Genomic DNA, 19,864 nt, shown 5'->3' with positions numbered 1-19,864 from the left:
TCGCCGCAGCGGCGCCTCGCGGCGCTGCGGGGTTATGATGCGCTGATGGTGGAATCTAGCAGGGGCACCTGGCCCATCTACCGTCGACTGCTGGGCTACACACGCAGCTACCTGCCGCTATTGGGGGTGGCCGTGGTGGCCATGGCGCTCGACGCGCTTTGCACCGGCGGCTTCGCGGCTTTGACCCGACCGCTGCTCGATGAGGCGCTGCTCGGCCGAGACTTCGACATGATCGCCCGCATGCCGATCTGGATTGTCGCCATTTTTCTCGGGCGCGGGCTGGGCAGTTTCCTCGCCGATTACTGCATGGCTGCTACCGGACGTTCCGTAATTCGGGATCTGCGACAGCAGGTTTTCGAAAAATACCTGACCTTGCCTACCAGCTATTTTGACCGGACCTCGCACGGCCAGATGATTTCGCGGCTCACGTTTAACGTGGAGCAGGTAGCCGAGGCAACTACTAGCGCCATCACGATCGTCGTTCGAGACACCCTCTACGTCATCGCCTTTTTGCTCGTCATGCTCAGCCAGAGCGTCAAGCTGACGCTGTTTACCCTGGTCATTGCCCCGCTGATCGCCGGGGTGATCGCCGTGGTCAGCCGCCGGTTTCGTCGGCTGAGCAAAAACATCCAGGACACGATGGGGGACGTCACCCAGCGGACGTCGGAGGTGGTGAGCGGCCACAAGGTCGTGAAGATGTACTCTGGACAGCAAGTGGAGGCAGAGCGGTTCGGCCGAGTCAACGCGAACAACCGTCGCCAGCATCTGAAGCTGGTTGCCACCAAGTCTGGGAGCACCTCCATCGTGCAGCTGCTGGCGGGCTTCACGCTGGCGGTGATTGTCTACCTGGCGACCCGGGAAAGCATGCTGGATGACATTACGCCGGGTGCCTTCACGGCCTTTATGACCGCGATGCTGGCGATTCTTCCCAGCCTCAAAAAGCTGACCAATGTTCACGTCTTGATTCAACGGGGCGTTGCGGCGGCGGACACGCTGTTCGAGCTGCTGGACGGTCCGCAGGAAGAGCTGGGCAAGGGTCAAGCGTTAGACCAGGTCACCGGACGAATCGCTTTCCACGACGTATCGCTCAACTACAACGGTGGCGAGTCGGTGCTTAACGACATCACCTTTGAGGCCGAACCGGGCACCGTCACCGCGCTGGTGGGTCGTTCGGGCAGCGGGAAGACGAGCCTGGTAAGCCTGATTCCGCGGTTTTATGAACGCAGCGCGGGAGACATCACGCTGGATGGGGTCGATATCGAGAATATCCAGCTGCAGTCGCTGCGGCAGAAAATTGCGCTGGTGAGTCAGGACATTGTGCTGTTCGACGACACCATTGCCGCCAACATCGCCTACGCAAATCCTGCGTTTAAGGGAGAGAGTGGCGCCGATCTCACACAGGCCATCGAAGCAGCGGCGGAGCAGGCAAACGCCATGGAGTTTATCCGTCAGCTCCCGGAGCAGCTCAATACGCGCCTGGGCGAGGATGGAATCCAGCTTTCCGGCGGGCAGCGCCAGCGGCTGGCCATCGCCCGAGCCATCCTGAAGGACGCCCCAATCCTGATCCTTGACGAGGCCACCTCAGCGCTCGATACCGAGTCAGAACGCCTGATTCAAGCGGCGCTGGAAGACATCATGCGCAGCCGCACAACGCTGGTGATTGCCCACCGGCTTTCCACCGTTGAAAACGCCGACCAGGTGCTGGTGCTGGACCAGGGCCACATCATCGAACGGGGCAGCCACACAACGCTCTTGTCCCAGGGGGGACAATACACCGAGCTGCACCGGCTGCAGTTTGTCGACGGCCCGCGTCGGTGAGAGAGCCGGAGTCGATCTGGTACGGCGGCGCCTCGGTGCCGCTTCACCTCAAGCTGCTGGAGGCGGTCTATCGCCCCGTCGCCGCGCTGCATCAACGCTGGCGGCGATCACGGGCCCGACATCCGGGGGCGCCGGTCGTTGTCATTGGCAACCTGACGGTTGGGGGCAGCGGCAAAACTCCGCTGCTGATCCACCTGGCGAAACAGCTTAGCGCCCGTTATCGCGTTGGCGTGGTGAGCCGCGGCTACGGGTCGACCGCCGGAGCCGGGCCCCGGCTTGTGAGCGTCGATGACAGCCCGTCCAGTGTCGGCGACGAGCCGCTGCTGATCGCCCGGGAAACGTCGGCTCCCGTGATGGTGGGGCGCAATCGGGTGGGCGCGGCCTGCAGACTGGTGGACGAGCATGGCGTTGAGCTCCTGCTGAGCGACGACGGGCTCCAGCACGGCCAGCTGGCGCGCGATCTCGAGCTGGTGGTGGTGGATGAAGCCCGTGGCTTCGGCAACCGTCGCCAGCTCCCAGCCGGACCGCTGCGCGAGCCACTGTCTCGCCTGGAGACGGTAGACTTCGTGATCCATAACGGCAGCGCTGAGAGCATGATGCTGACCCTGGCCTACGCGGTGAACCTTCAGAGTGGCGAACGCCGACCGCTCGACGCATTTGTCGGAAAGGCGGTGCACGCCGTTGCCGGCATTGGCCATCCAGGGCGTTTTTTCGCTTCGCTGCAAAAGCTTGGCATCGAGGCCCAGCAGCATCCGTTTCCTGACCACCACCCTTTCGTCGACGACGAACTGGCGGCGTTTGGCGGCCAGACGATGCTGACCACCAGCAAAGACGCGGTGAAGCTTCGCGGCCGCGGCTTGGCGGATTGCTGGGAGGTGCCGGTCACGGTCGCTTTGGATGAGACGCTCGAGGGAGAGCTGCTGACCCGTATCGACCAGCTAGTGGCCGAGTCATGAGCACTGAATCGCCCCCGAGCTACGTCATCGTCATTCCGGCCCGGCTGGGCTCCACGCGTTTGGCCGAAAAGATTCTGCTGGAGGTGGCGGGGGACCCGCTGGTGATTCACACCTGGCGTACCGCGCAGCGAAGCCAGGCGAGCCGCGTTGTTATCGCCGCCGACGACCCGAAGACCGTGGCCACCGTCGAGGCCCGAGGCGCCGAGGTGATCCTCACCGGTGAAGCGGCGAGCGGTACGGACCGAATTGCGGCCTGTGTCCGGGCGCTTGGCCTGCCGGGTGAAACGATTGTGGTCAACCTGCAGGCTGACGAGCCGCAGATGCCGGTCAGCGTGCTCGATCAGCTGGCCGCAGCGCTGGCCGCGGACCCAGGTGCTGCACTGGCGACGGCCTGTTGTCCGATCGAAGACGGCACGGAGCTGTTTAATCCAAACGCCGTTAAGGTGGTCCTGGATGCGCATGACCGGGCGCTGTATTTTTCCCGGGCGCCGCTGCCCTACGAGCGCGACCGCTTCGATCGGGATCCCCCGATGCCGGCAGCGATTGCCCACTTTCGGCATCTCGGCGTCTACGCCTATCGGGTCGACTTTCTAAGGGCATTTACCGCGCTCGAACCTTCCGCCGCCGAGCAGGCGGAGTCGCTCGAGCAGCTCCGCGCCCTGCATCATGGGTACCCGATCACGGTGGTAAAACTCCCGGCCGCCACGCCGCCCGGCGTCGACACACCCCAGGATTGGGAAACATTTTCCCAATATATCAATTCGTTGTGACACAATATTGAACTATGACAAGAACTTGGCACTGCCCTCGATGAGCAGCTCTGGACCGCCTTATCGCATCCTGATGGTGTGTATGGGCAACATTTGTCGTTCGCCGACCGCCGAAGGCATGGCACGCAAGCGGCTGGACGAGAGGGGGTTCGATCGAGGCGTGGAGGTGGACTCAGCCGGCACCCACGCCTATCACGTGGGCCACGCCCCGGATCCACGCTCCCAGGAGGCTGCCCTCGCGCAAGGGATTGCCATCGGCGACCAGCGAGCGCGGAAGGTCAGCGCCGACGACTTCACCACCTTTGACCTGATCCTGGCAATGGATGAGTCCAATCTCCTGGACCTTGAGGCGATCGCCCCGGCGGACGGCACCGCTCGGATCGAAAAGATCATGGACTATTCCAATCTGGGGATCACCAGCGACGTGCCCGATCCGTACTATGGCGGCAGCCATGGGTTTGAACAGGTTTTGAAGTTGCTGGACAATGCCGTCGACGGGCTGCTGGACTCCCTGGCGCCGGAATTGGAGGCCCGACTAGGAGCGTCTCGTGACGGATCACCCCCGAGTTCCTGAATTCCCCGAATCACTCCAGTGGGTGAATTCGGACATGTCCCCGACGCTCGAGGGCTATCGGGGCAAGGTTGTGGTTGTCTATTTCTGGACCCCCTCAAACCTCAACAGCCAGGCGCTGCTGCCCGGCATTAAAGCCTTGGAAAACAAATACGACAACGGTGTGGCGGTTGTCGGAATCGTTTGTCCCAAATTTTCGCGAGAAACAACGCTGGGTCCGGTACTCAAAGCCGTCAATCGGCACCATCTACGCCACCCGGTGGCGCTGGATGCCGACTACTACATGTGGCAGCAGTACGGCGTCCAGGCGTGGCCTTCGGCGGCTGTCATCGATGCCAATGGGCACCTGCGCCGAGTCACCCAGGGAGACGACGCCGGGGAGGCTATCGACGAGGCGGTCGGCGCCTTGCTGGACGAGGCGGCGGCTCAGGAAATTCGCGACTATGGCCAGGTCGTCCACGCGCGCAAAGCCGAGCCGGGCGGGATCCTCCAGTTTCCCACCGCCATTCTCCCGGCCCGGGGCCACATCTATATCAGCGACAGCGGCAACAACCGCGTCCTGGAGGTCGGCGATACGGGCCGTATCCTGCGCATCTTCGGTTCCGGCAATCCGGGATTCTGGGACGGAGCGCTGCAAAACTCCGGTTTCAACTTCCCGATGGGGCTGTCGGTGAACGACAACTATCTGTACGTGGCCGACACGGGTAATCACGCCATTCGCCGGATCAATCTCTTTACCGGCGACGTTGAGACCACCATGGGCACCGGTAAGCCCGAAAAAACGATGGTGCTGGCCGGCACCGATCTGCGAAAGACCGCCTGCAACTCCCCGATTGGTCTCGCCTCCAAGGGGCCGGACTTGTTTATCAGCATGGCCGGCAGCAACCAGATCTGGCGCCTGGATCTCAAGAATATGCAGGTCAGCTGGCACAGCGGCAGCGGCCAGCTCGGGCTGGTCAACGGCGACCGGGAAACGGCGGCATTTGCTGCCCCGATGGGCCTGACCGTCCACGATGAATACCTCTATCTCGTGGACGCGGACTCTTCTTCCATTCGCAAAGTGCATACCAAGACCGGGGAAGTCAGCACCAAATGTGGACGAGGGACCTTCACCTTCGGCTGCGAGGACGGCGGGCGCTCCAATGCGCTGCTGCAGTATCCCTGCGATCTTGCCTTAAGCCTGAATCGCGAGCAGCTGTGGGTGGCCGACACCTACAACTCTCAGCTGCGCCTGGTTGACGTGGCTACCGGACGCATCAGCAGTCCCGCCATCGACTACGATTTCAACGAACCGTCTTATCTGACCATTCACGATCATGCCCTCTGGGTGGCCGACACCAACGCCCATCGAATCGTTCAGGTTCACATGGCAGACCGCTCGGTCAAACCCTTCAATATCGTTGAAACCAGCATCTAGCGCCCCAGCTGATCAGTTGACTCGATCTTCCAAGGGGCGAACCCAACCGCGCCCGAACTGCCGCCGCTGCCCGCGCCTGGCACGCCACCGGCGTGAGCTTGCCAAGCGATGGCCGGATCATTACGGCGGCGCGGTGCCAGCCTGGGGCCCGGATAGCGCTCGGGTGCTCATCGTTGGACTTGCACCGGGGCTGCACGGGGCCCACCGGACCGGCATCCCGTTCTTCGGTGACGCCTCGGGCACGTTGCTGCTGTCGGCCCTCAAGGAAAGCGGCTTTGCCACACCCGAACACCCTGACGGAGAGCCCATCCGCATCACCAACGTCGTCAAATGCCTGCCGCCCCAGAACCTGCCAGAGACGGGTGAGGTCAACCGATGCCAACCGTTTCTTGAGGCGGAGCTGGCCAAGCTCCGGGCGCCTGAGGGCATCATTGTCTGCCTCGGCGGGGTGGCACACCGAGCCGTACTTCGCGCGCTGCAGCAAAAGCTGGCGGGCATGCCGTTCGGTCATGGAACACGCTATGTACTGAAGTGCGGCAGACAGCTGGTTTCGAGCTATCATCCGAGCCGTCTCAACATCAATACCCGGCGCCTGACCGCGGACGGGTTTCACCGCCTGATTCGGAGTTTGAAGTGAGCTTTGACGGCAAAGCGTTTGCGGCACGCCTGTCCACAAAACCGGGTGTCTATCAGATGCAGTCGGACACCGGCGCGGTGCTCTATGTCGGGAAGGCGCACAACCTGCGTAAACGTGTAGCGAGCTATTTCACCCGGACGGTGCCCAACAACCGGATCGCCAGCATGCTGTCCCAGGTGGCCCATATCGAGGTGACGGTGACCCGGACCGAAGCCGAGGCGCTGCTCCTTGAGAACCAGCTGATCAAAGAGCTTAAACCGCGCTACAACGTGCTGCTCCGCGACGACAAAAGCTACCCCTATATTTATCTGTCCAGTAAGGACACCTTTCCCAGGCTGGCCTTTCACCGCGGTGCGCGGCGCGCCCCGGGGCGCTATTTTGGTCCGTTTCCCAGCGCTTACGCCGTCAGAGACAGCCTGAATCAGATGCAGAAGCTCTTTCGGGTGCGTCAATGTGAGGACAGCTTTTTTGCCAACCGCTCGCGGCCCTGTCTTCAGTATCAGATCAAACGCTGCACGGCGCCGTGTGTCGACGCGATCAGCGAGCAGGAATATGCGCGGGACGTGCGCCACGCGGAGCTGTTCCTCGAGGGCCGGGATCATCAGGTAATCGATGAGCTTGGGGCCGAAATGGCTCAGGCCAGCAGCGAGCTGGAGTTTGAAAAAGCGGCCCAGATCCGCGACCAGATTGCCAACCTGAAGCGCGTGCAGTCCGAGCAGCACGTAATGGGGGCCAAAGGCAATATTGACCTCCTGGCGGTCGCCTCCGACGGGCCGACGGCGTGCGTTCAGGCAATCTATTTCCGCGAGGGACGTAACGTCGGCAGCCGGTCGTTTTTCCCGCGCAATCGCGCTGAAGTGGGCCCCGATGCCGTCCTGTCGGCCTTCATTATTCAGTACTACTCGGGCCGGGATCTGCCCAGCGAGCTGGTTGTCGACCGGGATTTTCCGGATCGGGAGCTGCTCTGCCGGGTGCTGGGCGAGCGGGCGGGCCGGCCGGTGCGCATTCTCCATCGACCCAGGGGCGATAAGGCTCGCTGGCTGGCCATGGCCCGGACAAACGCCGAGTCAGCGCTGGTCAGCCATCTGGCCGGCCGCAGCGGCATGAGCGAACGGATGGAGGCGCTGGCCAAGCTGCTGGATCTGCCGGCACCGCCGGATCGCATCGAGTGTTTTGACATCAGCCATACCCAGGGGGAAGCCACGGTCGCGTCGTGTGTCGTCTTTGATGCCGACGGGCCTCGCAAATCGGACTACCGTCGTTTTAACATTAGCCATATCACGCCCGGGGACGACTACGCGGCGCTAAGACAGGCTTTTTTGCGTCGCTATCGGCGTCTCAAGGCCGGGGAGGGCACCATGCCCGACCTCCTGTTGATCGATGGCGGTAAAGGTCAACTGACCCAGGGGCTGGAGGTGCTGGCGGAGCTGGAGATCACCGACGTGCTGCTGGTGGGCATCGCCAAAGGCCCGGAACGGCGTGGCGGTGAGGAAACGCTCTTTGTTGGTCCGGAGCAGCGGCCAGTGGTGCCGGGAGGCGACTCGTCCGCGAGCCACCTGATTCAAAATATCCGCGACGAGGCACACCGTTTTGCCATTACGGGCCACCGCCAGCGACGTGCCAAAAAGCGTCAGACATCGGTCCTGGAAGAGGTTTCGGGCATCGGGGCAACGCGCAGACGTCAGATATTGCAGCACTTCGGCGGTCTGAAAGGCGTCCGCCGGGCCGGCGTTGAAGAGCTTTGTGCGGTCGAGGGAATCAGCGCTGAACTCGCCCAGCGAATCTACGACGCACTGCACGATTGAACTTTCCCCCCAGCCTCGCCATGATGCACGCTTAAGCCCCTCACCGGCCATCCATGCACCTGAACACCGCTACCGTCCTCACTCTATTCAGGATCGTTTTGATCCCTGTGCTGGTCGTGACTTTTTATCTCCCGTTCTGGTGGTCCAACTGGGCCGCAACGGTCGTATTTGTGCTCGCCGCGCTCACCGATTGGGCAGACGGCTACGTGGCTCGCCGTTTCGACCAGTCTTCTCCGTTTGGCGCCTTTCTTGATCCGGTTGCGGACAAACTGATGGTCGCGACGGCCCTCGTGCTGGTGATCCAATATCGCCCCAGCCCCTGGCTGGTGATCCCGGCAGCCATCATCATTGGTCGGGAGATCACTATCTCAGCGCTGCGCGAGTGGATGGCGCAGCTCGGGGAGGTGGCGACCGTGAAGGTGGCCGGTCTCGGCAAGGTGAAAACCACTTTCCAGATGATTGCGCTGTCGCTGCTGCTGTTTCGCGAAGACCTTTGGACGCTTCCAATCTTTGACCTCGGGCACGGGTGCCTGTTTATTGCGGCCGGCCTGACCATGTGGTCGATGGTGCAATATCTGCGCGCTGCCTGGCCCGCCATGCGAGGCAATTCTGCGCGAGATGGACACGGCGCCGGTGGTCCAACAGCGGGCCCTGCCGCCGCACCGCAGGACTCCCCCAGCTCCGGCAATGCGGGTCCTTGACAGACGGCGCTGCGCCGGTAGACTAGGCCGCCTTCTGCGGGAATAGCTCAGTTGGTAGAGCACAACCTTGCCAAGGTTGGGGTCGCGAGTTCGAGTCTCGTTTCCCGCTCCAGAACAGCCAAAAGGGCCACCTCGCGTGGCCCTTTTTTTTGGCTTTGGCGAGGGGTAGTCGATCGCCAAAAGAGGCCGAACAACCGCCCGACGCCGTGCGTTTCCGTCCACAGCACCGGCCTCAGGGCGCTGCACCAGATACCGACTCAGAGGGCAGGGGAATACCGATGAACGTGCTAGCTACAAACAAGGTTTTTGATGGAACACAACAGGTTATTGAACATTCTTCAGATGCCTGTGGGGTCGACATGCGCCTGGCGCTCTACCTCCCGCCGGGGAAAGGGCCCTTTCCCGTGCTGGTGTTTCTGTCGGGTCTGACCTGCACCGAGCAGAACTTCATCACCAAATCCGGCTTTCAGCGTCGGGCCGCCGAGCTGAACCTGGCAGTACTGGCACCCGACACCTCGCCGCGTGGCGAGGGCGTCGCCGACGACGCGGACTGGGATTTCGGGCAGGGTGCCGGGTTCTACGTAGACGCCACGCAGGATCCCTGGCGACCTCACTATCAGATGGCAAGCTACGTCAGTCAGGAGCTTTGGCAGTTCATCAACGAGCACCGAGACCTGGATGCCGAGCGTGTCGGCATCAGCGGCCATTCCATGGGTGGCCACGGCGCACTGACGCTGCATCTCAAGCATCCGACGCGATTCAGGACCGTATCCGCCTTTGCACCGATTGTCGCTCCCAGCCAGGTTCCTTGGGGACGCAAAGCGCTCGGCGGCTACCTCGGTGACGACAGCGAGCAGTGGCGCCAATATGATGCCTGCGAGCTGGTCCAGCAGCGGCCGAGCCACGCCCACGTGCTGATCGACCAGGGCGCCAACGATGCGTTTCTCACCGATCAGCTCAAGCCAGAGCTTTTCGAACGTGCCTGCAGCGCATCAGGCCAGAGCCTCAAGCTTCGGCTCCAGCCAGGCTACGATCATTCCTATTACTTCATCGCGACCTTCATCAACGACCATCTGGCGCATCATGCAGAGCTGCTCGGCGGGTGACGACTGAAGTCGTTTCAGCGCCCGTGGTGAGAGCCCGCTAGCGCCGTGCAGTCCCTCCTCGGTGTCGCGTTTTTGGTGATGCTGGCAATCGCCTTGTCGGAGTCGCGTCGGCACATTAACTGGCGGATCGTGGGCAGCGCCTTTGCCCTGCAGGCTGCCGTGGGCGGCTTTGTCCTCTTTGTCCCCGCCGGTCAAACGCTGCTGGCGACGCTGGCCGCAGGCGTCAATCAGCTTGTCGGCTACGCTGACGAAGGCACCCGCTTTATGTTCGGCGCCCTAGCCGGCGACGACATGGGGTTTGTGGTCGCGCTGCGGGTCCTGCCGGTCATCATTTTTGTCTCCTCGCTGGTCTCAATGCTCTACTACCTTCGGCTGATGCCGCTGCTGGTGACGCTGCTGGGTGGCGCGCTGCGGGCCCTGCTCGGCGTCACCCGGGTCGAGGGGTTGGCTGCCGCTGCGAACGTGTTTATCGGGATGGTGGAAGCGCCGCTGGCGGTTCGACCGTATCTGGCGTCGCTGACGCGGCCACAGTTCTTCTGCGTGCTGGCCGGCGGGTTGTCGTCGGTCACCGGCGCAATGCTGCTCGCCTACGCCGGGTTGGGCGTGGACATCCAGTACCTGGTCGCCGCCGCCTTCATGGCAGCGCCAGGGGGAATCCTGATGGCCAAACTGTTGGTGCCAGACGTACCGACGGATGCAAACGGCCAAACAGGCGTGGCTGACGCTCACAGAGGCGGCGCCGACGAGCCGGTCGCTGAGGTGCTGGGAAAACCCGCCAACGTGGTCGAAGCGGCGGCTGACGGCGCTGCTGCGGGCCTCAAGATTGCCCTTAGCGTTGGGGCCATGCTGGTGGCGTTTATTGCGCTGCTGGCGCTTGCCAACGGCCTCATCGGCGCCGTGGGCGGCTGGATGGGTCAACCGGAGCTCAGCTTTGATCGGATCCTTGGGTGGCTGTTTGCACCCGTCGCGTTTCTGATGGGTGTTCCCTGGTCGGAGTCGGTGATCGCTGGGAACCTGATTGGCCAAAAGACCATCCTGAACGAGTTTGTGGCGTACGTGAGTTTTGTCGGCGAGAAGGAGAATCTGTCCGCTCACGCTCAGGCCATCGTGACCTTTGCGCTGTGCGGCTTTGCCAACCTGAGCGCGCTGGCTATTTTGATGGGCGGCATGGCAACGCTGCTGCCGCAGCGCAAGTCCGAGGTCGCTCGCTTAGGTCTAAAGGCGGTGCTGGCCGGCACGTTGTCCAACCTGATGAGTGCATCGCTCGCGGGGCTGTTTCTATCAATCTAGTGGGCTATCGCTGGCGCCCAAAATCCGTACAATAGCGGATCCTCTGGCTGGGTGGCAGAGTGGTTATGCAGCGGCCTGCAAAGCCGTGGACGCCGGTTCGATTCCGACCCCAGCCTCCAAACACCTTCGAAGCCCTGCGTCCTCGCGGGGCTTTGTCGTTTTGGGGCTTTGCCCGCAGCATCTGCTTAGCCCAGCTCACGTTATGATGCTGGGCTTTGAAGTGAGCGGTGTGAGCGAGAGCGCGTAAGCCCCTCGACCAAGCGATTGTGGATCCATGGACGTATTCGTTTTTCAGATGGGGAAGGTGGGGTCTTCAGCGATGACGGTGGCGCTACGCGAGCGCGGCCTGAACGCCGTTCAAACCCACTGGCTCGGTAAGGAAACCCTGTATGAGTCGCTGGAGCACTCGCTCCTGAACGTCGAACTGGAAGACGAGATTGCCTTCCGCGGCGAGCAGGAGTGGCTGCAGAACCTCCGGAACACCCGCACGCTGCTTTGGTATCAGAAACACCGCCAGCGCCATGGGCAGCGGCTCAAAATCATCACGCTAGGACGAGACCCGCTCAGCTGGTATTGGGGACATCTGGCTGAGAACTTTGACCTATACGGGCCTTGTATTCAGCAGTGGTATCAACAGACGTTTCAGCAGGCGCCCCAGGATATGGGCGGGGCTAATCAAGCCTTTCATCAGGCGATGTTCGAGTGTTTTGGGCGGATCGACGTCGACGTTATCGACCCCGCGTTTCCCGACGGAGCGGTACAGCAGCGGGTCAATGGTGTCTCGGTTCGCTTTCTTGCTGAGCAGATGATGAAGGTTCGCCTGCCGACCGTGTGGTTCGACCTGTTCTTTAAGCCCGTGCTCGGCATCGATATTTTTCAGCGCCCGATCCGCGACGGGGTCGCGCGCTACAAAAATGATTACGCGGAGGTGCTGCTGATCCGCTACGAAGATCTCGAGAATGCCTTGGGCACCGTGAGGGAATTCTTACAACTGGACGAGCTCACGTTGCCCGTCACCAACCAGACGGCGGCGAAAGAACTGCCGTTTGATCTTACGGGCTTCGCCCAAGAATTTGAGCCCGACGAGAAGGGAAGGGCGGCGCTCTACCGGACCCCGTATTGCCGACATTTCGGGTACCGGACTCGCTAGTGGGACGCAGAACTGTGAGGTCAAAAAAAACCGGGTAAGTCGAAACTTACCCGGCTCTGTCTAGCTAAGCCGCACCAACGAGGCGTTGGTGCCTGGCGCATCGTTAGAAGCGCCAGTTGATGCCAAAGCGAATATCCCGACCCGGCAGCGGCGCTGACTGGGCCAAGAAGGACGTCGCTGAACGAGCAAATTCGTCGGTCAAGTTTCGCGCTCGCAGAGACAGCGAGATATTGGGCGAAACCTGTACGCTCAGATAGGCGTTCAGGAACGTGTAGCTATCCGTGGGAATGGTTCCCGCGATATCCACTTCGCTGCCGTCCGGCACCTGGCCTACGCGGTCCTGGTCATCAACGTGCTGCACCTCAAGGCGGAGCCGCGAGTTGAGCGGACGGTAGTCAAGATTCATGCCGGCCAGAAGTCGGACCGGCGGGAAAAACGGCAGGTCGCCAGCCGGAACGGTACCGGCAGCGCTACCCAGCGGCGTGAACTCGTCGCGCACGTTGTCGATTCCGCCAAAGGCCGTGTCCTGGGTTGTTTCGCCGCGGGCGAGGTCGATCTGGCCATCGAAGGAAAGCGCAACGGTGTCGGTATCCATCGCCAGATAGTCCGCCTCAACCTCGAAACCGTAAAGCTCTGCATCCGCCTGCTGGTAAGCAAAAACCGGAAAGCCTTCGTCAGCGGGGAAGGGGTCGCCTTCTTCGAAGAAGTCACCCGTGGCATTGAGGAAGATGAAATCGCTGTAGTCAGTGAAATAGACGTTTGCGCCGAAGCTCAGGTCGCCAAGGTTCCGCTTAAACGAAAACTCCAGCGAGTAAGCCACTTCGTCATCTAGATTCACGTCGCCGATTTCGACCGTATTCGTCGCGGGGTGGAAACCGTTTGAGAACAATTCTTCAGCGGTAGGCGCCCGCTCGGACCGAGCGAGGTTAACGCCAATATTGGTCGTCTCGGAGAGCTCATAGATACCGGTGAACGCGGCCGAGAACGTGGTGCGGGTGTCACTGAAGCGACCGCCAGCAAAGCTGAGGTTGCTCGTTTCGTTCTTCTGGCTGTCGACTCGGAGGCTCGCCTCGCCGATGAAGGCGTTTTGGGTATAGCGTCCAAGACCGAAGATACCCCAGCGGAACTGCTCATTGAGCGGCACGAATGCCTCGTCCCCTGCTGCTTCGAATTCGCGATCTGCGATGTTCAAGCCCACCGTGCCGGTGACCGTGCCATTTCCCATGGCGTACTCGTTGAAGAAGCTCTCAGCGCGAAGCTCCCACTCGTCATTGGTGAAAAGCGTCTCGGGCTCGTCGCCTGCGAACTCGGTGTGCTCGTAGTCAGACAGGCCGAAGCGAAACTTCGCGAGCCGGACGAGGCCACTGTCGAAGTTGTATTCACTGTCGAGGTCGAAGCGAACCTGCTCGAAATCGATGCTGATCGGGCCTTCTTCTTCGTCGTCGCCGGTCTTGACTAATATGCCCAAGCCCTCGTCCTCTTCCTCTTCTTCCTCCTTCTTGCCGCCAGGCAGACCGTAACGACCTTCCTGAACGCCAAAGGCGAATCCGATGTACCCCTTGTCGCCGATCCAGGAGAGGCCGGCGGTTCCAGAGGTCGCTTCTGATTGGCTGTTTTCTACAATGCCCTTGACGCCTTCTTCCTCGGCCTCTTCATTGGCAAAGCCCGGAATTTCGTACTCTTCCGCGTCCCGGTCGTTGACGTCGACGTGCAGTACCCAGTTGTCGCTGAGGTTGACGTCGGCCGCGCCACCAACCGTATAACCATCGTCGACGCTGGAATAGCCGGCGTTGATTTCCAGGTTGTATTCATCCGATGCGAGACTGCGCGGAATACGCCGGTCAAAGACGTTTACGACGCCGCCGATCGCATTCTGTCCGTAACGCAGTGTTGAGGCGCCTCGAAGGATCTCGACTCGCTCCGCATTGGCCATTTCGGTGGCAACCAGGTGGTCATTACTGGCGGTCGAAACGTCGAACGAAGAGATGTCGTTGGTCAGGATTCGAATACGATCGCCACCCAAGCCGCGAATGATCGGGCGAGAGGCGCCGGGTCCAAAAAAGGTGGAGCTCACGCCGGGCCGAGTTGCCAGCGTCTCGCCGATGGTGCTGTTCATGTCGCGCAGCAGCTCTTGGCGTTCGACGACAGTCGTGCCCAGCACAGCCTCGGAGATCGCGGTCCGCAGCGGTGAGGAGCGGACGACAATTTCTTCGAGTTGCTCGGTGTTTTCAGAATCGTTGGTTTGTGCTGCCGCGATCGAGGTGCCCAGCAACAACAAACCGGAAGACGACAGACTACGAATCGTGCCCATGATCTTTATTCCCTACAGGTTTGGATTGGTCAGACGGCCTGAAGCTAGCTGGCCGCCGAATAAAAGAGCCGGAATGTTACACTATAACAATCCCGTTGTTAACCAGACTGATGACCGGTGACATTCGTCGTCGATTGAGGGCTCAGCCCTGCCTGGAGCGTCAGCGCGAGGCTCGGGTAAACTGCTTAGCACCAAGTTGGATCGCTTAGCCATTGTGGCGTTTCGGACACTTACTCAAGCTGAAAATGCCCGAAGAACCGCACGCAAGACCGTCTGATCGCAACAGACGGCTCGCTTTCAGGACGACAACATGCGCATTGAGAGTATCGAAACGATCGAGCGGTTGTTCGAGCTAGAACTGGTCTGGGACGAACTCTACGAAGCCGATCCTCACGCTCACGTTTATCTTTCTTCCGATTTTCTCTGCTCCGTCGCCATACGAGTCGCCGGTAAATTTCGCATCCTGGCGGCCTGGTCGGACGACCAGCGCCTCGTCGGACTGCTGCCGCTGATTGTGACAACCCGCTGGAGCAAGCCAAACGGCTGTCTGGTCAACGTGTTCGATATGCTGGGACACGTCTTTGACGCCGATTACACCGGTATCTTGTGCGATCCGAAGTGTGAGGCCGAGGTATGTCGCGCGTTGGCCGACGAGGTCTCAGGGATGCCTCTTTCGCGGATTCTCCTCAATTATTTCAGTGGGCCGGCCAGTCGGCTGGATGCCTTTGCTGAGGCCTTTGACTCGCAGAACTTCGACCGAAAGGCCAACACGCACCTGATCAACGATGGTCAGACCAACAACCTGATCTGCCCGTATGTCGAGCTTCCAGACCAGTTTTCAGATTACCTCGCGGCCCTAAGCGCCAACTCAAGACAAAAGCTGCGGCGCCTGCTTCGAACGCTCGACAGCGACCCAAGCCTGAAGGTAAAGAAGTCTCGGCCCGAGACCTTCACGCAGGATGTCACGATCCTGTCCAAGCTCTGGTACCTCAAGCACGCTGAGCAGAAAGGACAGAAGCGCGCCAGGCGCCTCGCCGAGCTGTTCAAAGATGTTGCCATGCTTGGCCTCGCAAATGGGATGGTCTACCTGGCTATTCTCTGGCGCGACGGCAAGCCGATCGCAGCGCAGGCCAACTACATCGACTGGGTGAAGCGCGAGGCACTGTTCCACGTCGCGGGCCGCGATGACTCCGTTCGCGACCTGTCCGCTGGCCTCATGCTTCAGGCGCACTGTATTCGCTGGTCCATTGCCCATGGGCTGAAGCGCTACGATTTCACCGTCGGCAATGAGCCCTACAAGTACAGCCTGGGTGGTGTTGACCGCCATATCGTGTCCGCCGAGTTAACGACTCACTCCGGAAGGAACAGCACCGACAAGCTCGATCCAAGCAGCCGTGACGACGTGTTGCAGCTCATCCAGCAACTAACCGCAAACGGTCGCAACGTAGAGGCCAGCACGGCAGCCAAACAGGCCGCCGCGACATGGCCGGAACTTGCCGGGGATCGTGATATCAGCCCACTCCTTGCCGATTGATCGGCCAGCCGTCTTCGTCAAGACTCAGCAACAATTGAGAATCCCTGCTCCAAAGGCACGCCAAATGACGCCTTTTTCCAACTTCGCGAAGCCTGAATCTCCGCTGGCATGCCATCTTGATTGGGGTGGCGCGTGACGCGCGTTGGCGTTGCCGCAAGCTCTCAGCTGGCCGCTGACGCCGGGGTTGAGATGGCGACGGCCGGCGGCAACGCGGTCGATGCGGCCGTTGCGTCGAGTCTCGTGCAGGTGGTCACTGAGCCTGGCGTTGTCTCGCTCGGGGCGGCAGCCTACATCGTGATCTGGCCACCAGGGGGCGAGCCGATCATGATCGATGGGGCGGCCGAGATGCCCGGCCGGGAGGCTGAACCCGCACAATTTGGCAGCGGCGGCATCGATCGAGTATTGCCCTACGGCGGCGGCACCCCGACCAAACTCGGCTATGGTTCGGTTGCTACCCCTGGGGCCATCGCGGCTTACGAGCTTGCGGCGGCACGCTACGGCCGCTTGCCTTGGCGCGTTCTGGTGCAGCCGGCGATCCGGGCGGCTCGGGAGGGCTTTCCGATGCCGCGCGCATCGGTTCAGTACCTTTCGACCACGCACGAGGCGCTTTTCGGCTGGAACCCACCCGCATTCGAGCCCCTCAGCAACGCCGAGGGCCAGCTTCTGCAGGCGGGTGAGACGGTGACGCTACCGGCGTTGGCCGAGAGCCTGTCGGTACTTGCCCAAAACGGGGCACGAGACTTTTACGAGGGCGAAATCGCCGAGAAAATCGCCTCGGACATGGCGGCCCATGGTGGCCTGCTCGGCGCAGCAGACCTGGCTGCCTATGAGGCAACCTGTGTTCCTGCGCTGACGGTGCAGCTTGATGACTGGCACCTGGCGACGGCAGCGGCCCCCAGCCTTGGCGGCGCTGCGCTCGCGGCCATGCTCATGATGACAAACGGCGCTGCGCACAACACCTGGACCCGGGACCTGGCCTCCGAGATCGTTCGGGTGCAAAGCGCGGTGATGCGGTACCGCCAGCAAAACCTGGATCGTTCGATGGAGCTAGGTCGAGATATTGAGACGCTGCTGGAGACCGCCAAAGGCAATCCGGGAGCGCTGGCCTCACCCTCGACCGTTCACGTGTCCAGCGCTGACAGCGAACGGCTGACCTGCGCCATCACCGCCTCGGCAGGCTACGGGTCGGGCGTCATGCCGCCGGGCACTGGCATCTGGATGAACAACTCGCTGGGTGAAGCCGAGCTGACCCGGCACGGCTTTCACGCGCTGCGTCCAGGCGCCCGGCTTCCGTCCAACATGGCCCCGACAGTCGGGATGGGGCCCGACAAGGTCCTTGCGATTGGGTCGCCGGGCGCCGACCGCATCACAACGGCCATTTTTCAAACGCTGATCAACCACGTGCACCTGGGAATGCCAATCCAGGACGCCATCAATCACCCGAGGCTTCATGTGGAATGGCCTGACGATCAGACGCCACAGGTCGCCTGGGAGCCGGGTTTGCCGCTGAGGGACTGGGACGGGCCGCAGCGCACCTTCGATCACCTGGATATGTTTTTTGGCGGTGCGGGGGCAGTCACTTTTGCGAGCCCGGACCGCTTCGAGCTGGCTGCCGACGTTAGGCGTAACGGCGGTACCGCGGTCAGCGACTAGCGCTCGAAACGAGCGCTCGAGGGCAGGGCGCCTGTCTTTTGCACTGCTGAACGTGAAAAGCCCGAATGGTTGTGGTATTCCAGTGCGCTGGACCAACAACGAGAAAAATCCATGGTGCGCAAAGCAGCCGACCCGGCATCTCTTGACCCGATCGAAACCGCGAGCGTCGACGAGCTTCGCGCGCTGCAGCTTGAGCGACTGAAGACCACGATCCAGCACACCTGGGACAACGTAGCGCCGTTTCGCGCCAAGTGTGAGGCGGCCGGCGTCTCGCCAAGCGACCTCAATCAGCTGGAAGATCTGGCGCGGTTTCCCTTCACCGTTAAAGACGATCTGCGTCAGGCTTATCCCTTTGGCCTGTTTGCCGTGCCCCGCAGCGAGGTGGTTCGTATCCACGCTTCCAGCGGCACAACGGGCAAGCCGACGGTTGTCGGCTATACGAAGGACGACATCAGCAACTGGGCTGATCTGGGTGCTCGCTCGATCCGGGCCGCCGGCGGACAGCCGGGTGACATGATCCACGTGGCCTATGGCTACGGCCTATTTACCGGCGGACTGGGCGCACACTACGGCGCGGAGCGCCTGGGCGGGACGGTCATCCCGATGTCCGGCGGGCAGACGCCGAAGCAGGTTCAGCTGATCGAAGACTTTCAGCCCGACGTCATCATGTGCACACCTTCCTACATGCTGAACATCGCGGACGAGTTTGAGCGCCAGGGCATGAATCCAGCCGGCTCGTCACTCAAGGTGGGCATCTTCGGCGCGGAGCCGTGGGGTGAATCGATGCGTCAGGACATCGAAAAACGGTGCGGCCTGGACGCGGTGGACATCTACGGGCTGTCGGAGGTGATGGGGCCTGGCGTCGCCAGCGAGTGCATCGAAACCAAAGATGGCGCCGTGATCTGGGAAGATCACTTTTATCCCGAGATCATTCATCCAGAAACCGGTGAGGTTCTGCCGGACGGCGAGCTCGGCGAGCTGGTGTTCACCTCGCTCACCAAACAGGCGTTGCCGATCATTCGCTATCGGACACGCGACCTGAGCCGGCTGCTGCCGGGCACCGCGCGCACGATGCGCCGGATGGAAAGGATCACCGGTCGCAGCGACGACCTGATGATCATCCGTGGCGTGAACGTCTTTCCCTCGCAGATTGAAGAGCAGGTCCTGAGGGTCCGGGATCTGGCTCCGCACTATCAGATCCATCTTACCCGCGACGGCCGCATGGACAGCATTGCCATTCACGTCGAACGTTCCGCTTCAGGCCGCGCCCGAAACCCGGAAGAGATCACCGTTCATCTAGGTCAAGCCATCAAAGACTACATCGGCATCACGGCCAAAATTGTCGTTGGCGAGCCTGGTTCGGTACCTCGTTCGGAGGGCAAAGCGCAGCGGGTCATCGACGAGCGCTAAACGATTCGCCAATGGGTCGCTCAAGGAGATGAGCCGATCCGGCTGCCTCGGGGTATGCGAGTTTCATACTCTCCTGGTGACATCTGTCAATGGCGCCATTAGCACCCTGCAAGCAACATATTTCCGTCGAAACTCGAGGGAAAGGTTATGGAACTTGCAGTCGCCCAGGCCGAAATGCGGCAGTCTTTTGTTAACGGCGGCCCTGGGGCTGTTGTATCCGGTTTTGTATGGGCCGCTGCTGCGCTCACGTTGCAGTCGGCCACGATTGAAAAAGCGTTTGTTGTGCTCTTTTTCGGCGGCATGTTCATCTTTCCGATCGGCGCGATCATCGTACGAGGGCTGATGCGTCGGCCTGGGCCTTCGCCGGACAATCGCCTCGGGACGATAGCGTTGGAAAGCACCATCGCCATGATCGGCGGGTTCTTTCCGGCGTTCCTGCTGCTCAGGCTGGAACCCACGCTGGCGTTTCCCGTCGCCGCCATCGCCGTCGGCACTCACTACTTTGCCTTTAGCTCGGTGTACGGAAAAAAGGATTTCTGGGTGCTCGGCGCGGTCATCACCGCCATGGGTGTCCTGGACGCGATCGCCCCAGGCAAACTGTTTGTGGGCCTGATCTGGTCCGTGGCGCTGGTTGAGATACTTTTTGGACTTTATCTGACAGTAGCTAACCTGCGCCGCAGGTTAGCCTCCGAAGCGGCGGGCCTGGGTCGTCAGTCGACCAAAAAATTGTGAGGG

The 19,864-nt window shown here is 61.4% G+C and carries 16 protein-coding genes and 2 tRNA genes; 17 read left to right on the top strand and 1 reads right to left on the bottom strand.

Translation table 11 applies throughout. The features are described from left to right. Positions 1 to 45: 45 nt before the first annotated feature. The 13 genes from msbA to AAF358_15260 all read left to right on the top strand — a co-directional run bounded on the left by msbA (position 46) and on the right by AAF358_15260 (position 12,221). Positions 46 to 1,818 (top strand): lipid A export permease/ATP-binding protein MsbA, encoded by a 1,773-nt coding sequence (msbA, locus tag AAF358_15320; protein ID MEM7706925.1) that lies wholly within the window; start codon positions 46 to 48, stop codon positions 1,816 to 1,818. Then, positions 1,815 to 2,774, top strand: a complete 960-nt coding sequence (gene lpxK, locus AAF358_15315; GenBank protein MEM7706924.1) for a tetraacyldisaccharide 4'-kinase — start codon at positions 1,815 to 1,817, stop codon at positions 2,772 to 2,774. Before msbA ends, lpxK begins: the two co-directional genes overlap by 4 nt. Then, positions 2,771 to 3,544: a 3-deoxy-manno-octulosonate cytidylyltransferase gene (kdsB, locus tag AAF358_15310; GenBank protein MEM7706923.1), complete on the top strand. Its 774-nt coding sequence runs from the start codon at positions 2,771 to 2,773 to the stop codon at positions 3,542 to 3,544. Before lpxK ends, kdsB begins: the two co-directional genes overlap by 4 nt. A gap of 40 nt (positions 3,545 to 3,584) precedes the next feature. Then, positions 3,585 to 4,118: a low molecular weight protein-tyrosine-phosphatase gene (locus AAF358_15305; GenBank protein MEM7706922.1), complete on the top strand. Its 534-nt coding sequence runs from the start codon at positions 3,585 to 3,587 to the stop codon at positions 4,116 to 4,118. Then, positions 4,093 to 5,532, top strand: coding sequence for a thioredoxin-like domain-containing protein (locus tag AAF358_15300; GenBank protein ID MEM7706921.1), 1,440 nt, complete (start codon positions 4,093 to 4,095; stop codon positions 5,530 to 5,532). The genes AAF358_15305 and AAF358_15300 overlap by 26 nt, the downstream gene beginning before the upstream one ends. A 163-nt stretch (positions 5,533 to 5,695) precedes the next feature. Next, positions 5,696 to 6,169 (top strand): uracil-DNA glycosylase family protein, encoded by a 474-nt coding sequence (locus AAF358_15295; GenBank protein MEM7706920.1) that lies wholly within the window; start codon positions 5,696 to 5,698, stop codon positions 6,167 to 6,169. Beyond that, positions 6,166 to 7,974: an excinuclease ABC subunit UvrC gene (gene uvrC / locus AAF358_15290; protein MEM7706919.1), complete on the top strand. Its 1,809-nt coding sequence runs from the start codon at positions 6,166 to 6,168 to the stop codon at positions 7,972 to 7,974. Before AAF358_15295 ends, uvrC begins: the two co-directional genes overlap by 4 nt. 53 nt (positions 7,975 to 8,027) lie before the next feature. Next, positions 8,028 to 8,675 carry a CDP-diacylglycerol--glycerol-3-phosphate 3-phosphatidyltransferase gene (gene pgsA, locus AAF358_15285; protein MEM7706918.1) on the top strand — a complete coding sequence of 216 codons (648 nt, stop codon included), beginning with the start codon at positions 8,028 to 8,030 and terminating at the stop codon, positions 8,673 to 8,675. A 36-nt stretch (positions 8,676 to 8,711) separates the two neighbouring features. After that, positions 8,712 to 8,787: transfer RNA gene (locus AAF358_15280), tRNA-Gly, on the top strand. Between the two features lie 166 nt (positions 8,788 to 8,953). After that, positions 8,954 to 9,781 carry an S-formylglutathione hydrolase gene (fghA, locus tag AAF358_15275; GenBank protein ID MEM7706917.1) on the top strand — a complete coding sequence of 276 codons (828 nt, stop codon included), beginning with the start codon at positions 8,954 to 8,956 and terminating at the stop codon, positions 9,779 to 9,781. Between the two features lie 45 nt (positions 9,782 to 9,826). Next, entirely contained in the window at positions 9,827 to 11,071 is a 1,245-nt protein-coding gene (locus AAF358_15270; protein MEM7706916.1) for a nucleoside transporter C-terminal domain-containing protein, read from the top strand. Positions 11,072 to 11,116: 45 nt separating this feature from the next. Further along, a tRNA-Cys gene (locus AAF358_15265) sits at positions 11,117 to 11,190 on the top strand. Between the two features lie 155 nt (positions 11,191 to 11,345). After that, positions 11,346 to 12,221 (top strand): putative capsular polysaccharide synthesis family protein, encoded by an 876-nt coding sequence (locus tag AAF358_15260; GenBank protein ID MEM7706915.1) that lies wholly within the window; start codon positions 11,346 to 11,348, stop codon positions 12,219 to 12,221. Positions 12,222 to 12,324: 103 nt separating this feature from the next. On the opposite strand, the gene AAF358_15255 is transcribed toward AAF358_15260, so the two are convergent. Continuing rightward, positions 12,325 to 14,532, bottom strand: coding sequence for a TonB-dependent receptor (locus AAF358_15255; GenBank protein MEM7706914.1), 2,208 nt, complete (start codon positions 14,530 to 14,532; stop codon positions 12,325 to 12,327). Positions 14,533 to 14,842: 310 nt separating this feature from the next. On the opposite strand from AAF358_15255, the gene AAF358_15250 reads away from it, so the two are divergent. From AAF358_15250 to AAF358_15235, 4 genes are all read left to right on the top strand, one after another. Beyond that, positions 14,843 to 16,066 (top strand): GNAT family N-acetyltransferase, encoded by a 1,224-nt coding sequence (locus AAF358_15250; GenBank protein ID MEM7706913.1) that lies wholly within the window; start codon positions 14,843 to 14,845, stop codon positions 16,064 to 16,066. A gap of 132 nt (positions 16,067 to 16,198) precedes the next feature. Beyond that, complete coding sequence (locus AAF358_15245; protein MEM7706912.1) at positions 16,199 to 17,719, top strand: gamma-glutamyltransferase; 1,521 nt, start codon at positions 16,199 to 16,201, stop codon at positions 17,717 to 17,719. Between the two features lie 111 nt (positions 17,720 to 17,830). Further along, positions 17,831 to 19,129, top strand: coding sequence for a phenylacetate--CoA ligase PaaK (gene paaK / locus AAF358_15240; protein MEM7706911.1), 1,299 nt, complete (start codon positions 17,831 to 17,833; stop codon positions 19,127 to 19,129). 147 nt (positions 19,130 to 19,276) lie between these two features. Further along, positions 19,277 to 19,861 carry a hypothetical protein gene (locus AAF358_15235; GenBank protein MEM7706910.1) on the top strand — a complete coding sequence of 195 codons (585 nt, stop codon included), beginning with the start codon at positions 19,277 to 19,279 and terminating at the stop codon, positions 19,859 to 19,861. Positions 19,862 to 19,864 lie beyond the last annotated feature (3 nt).

The sequence above is a fragment of the Pseudomonadota bacterium genome, from assembly GCA_039033415.1.
Taxonomy (GTDB): Bacteria; Pseudomonadota; Gammaproteobacteria; order Xanthomonadales; family SZUA-38; genus JANQOZ01.
This window is presented reverse-complemented; position numbering and strand designations above follow the sequence as displayed.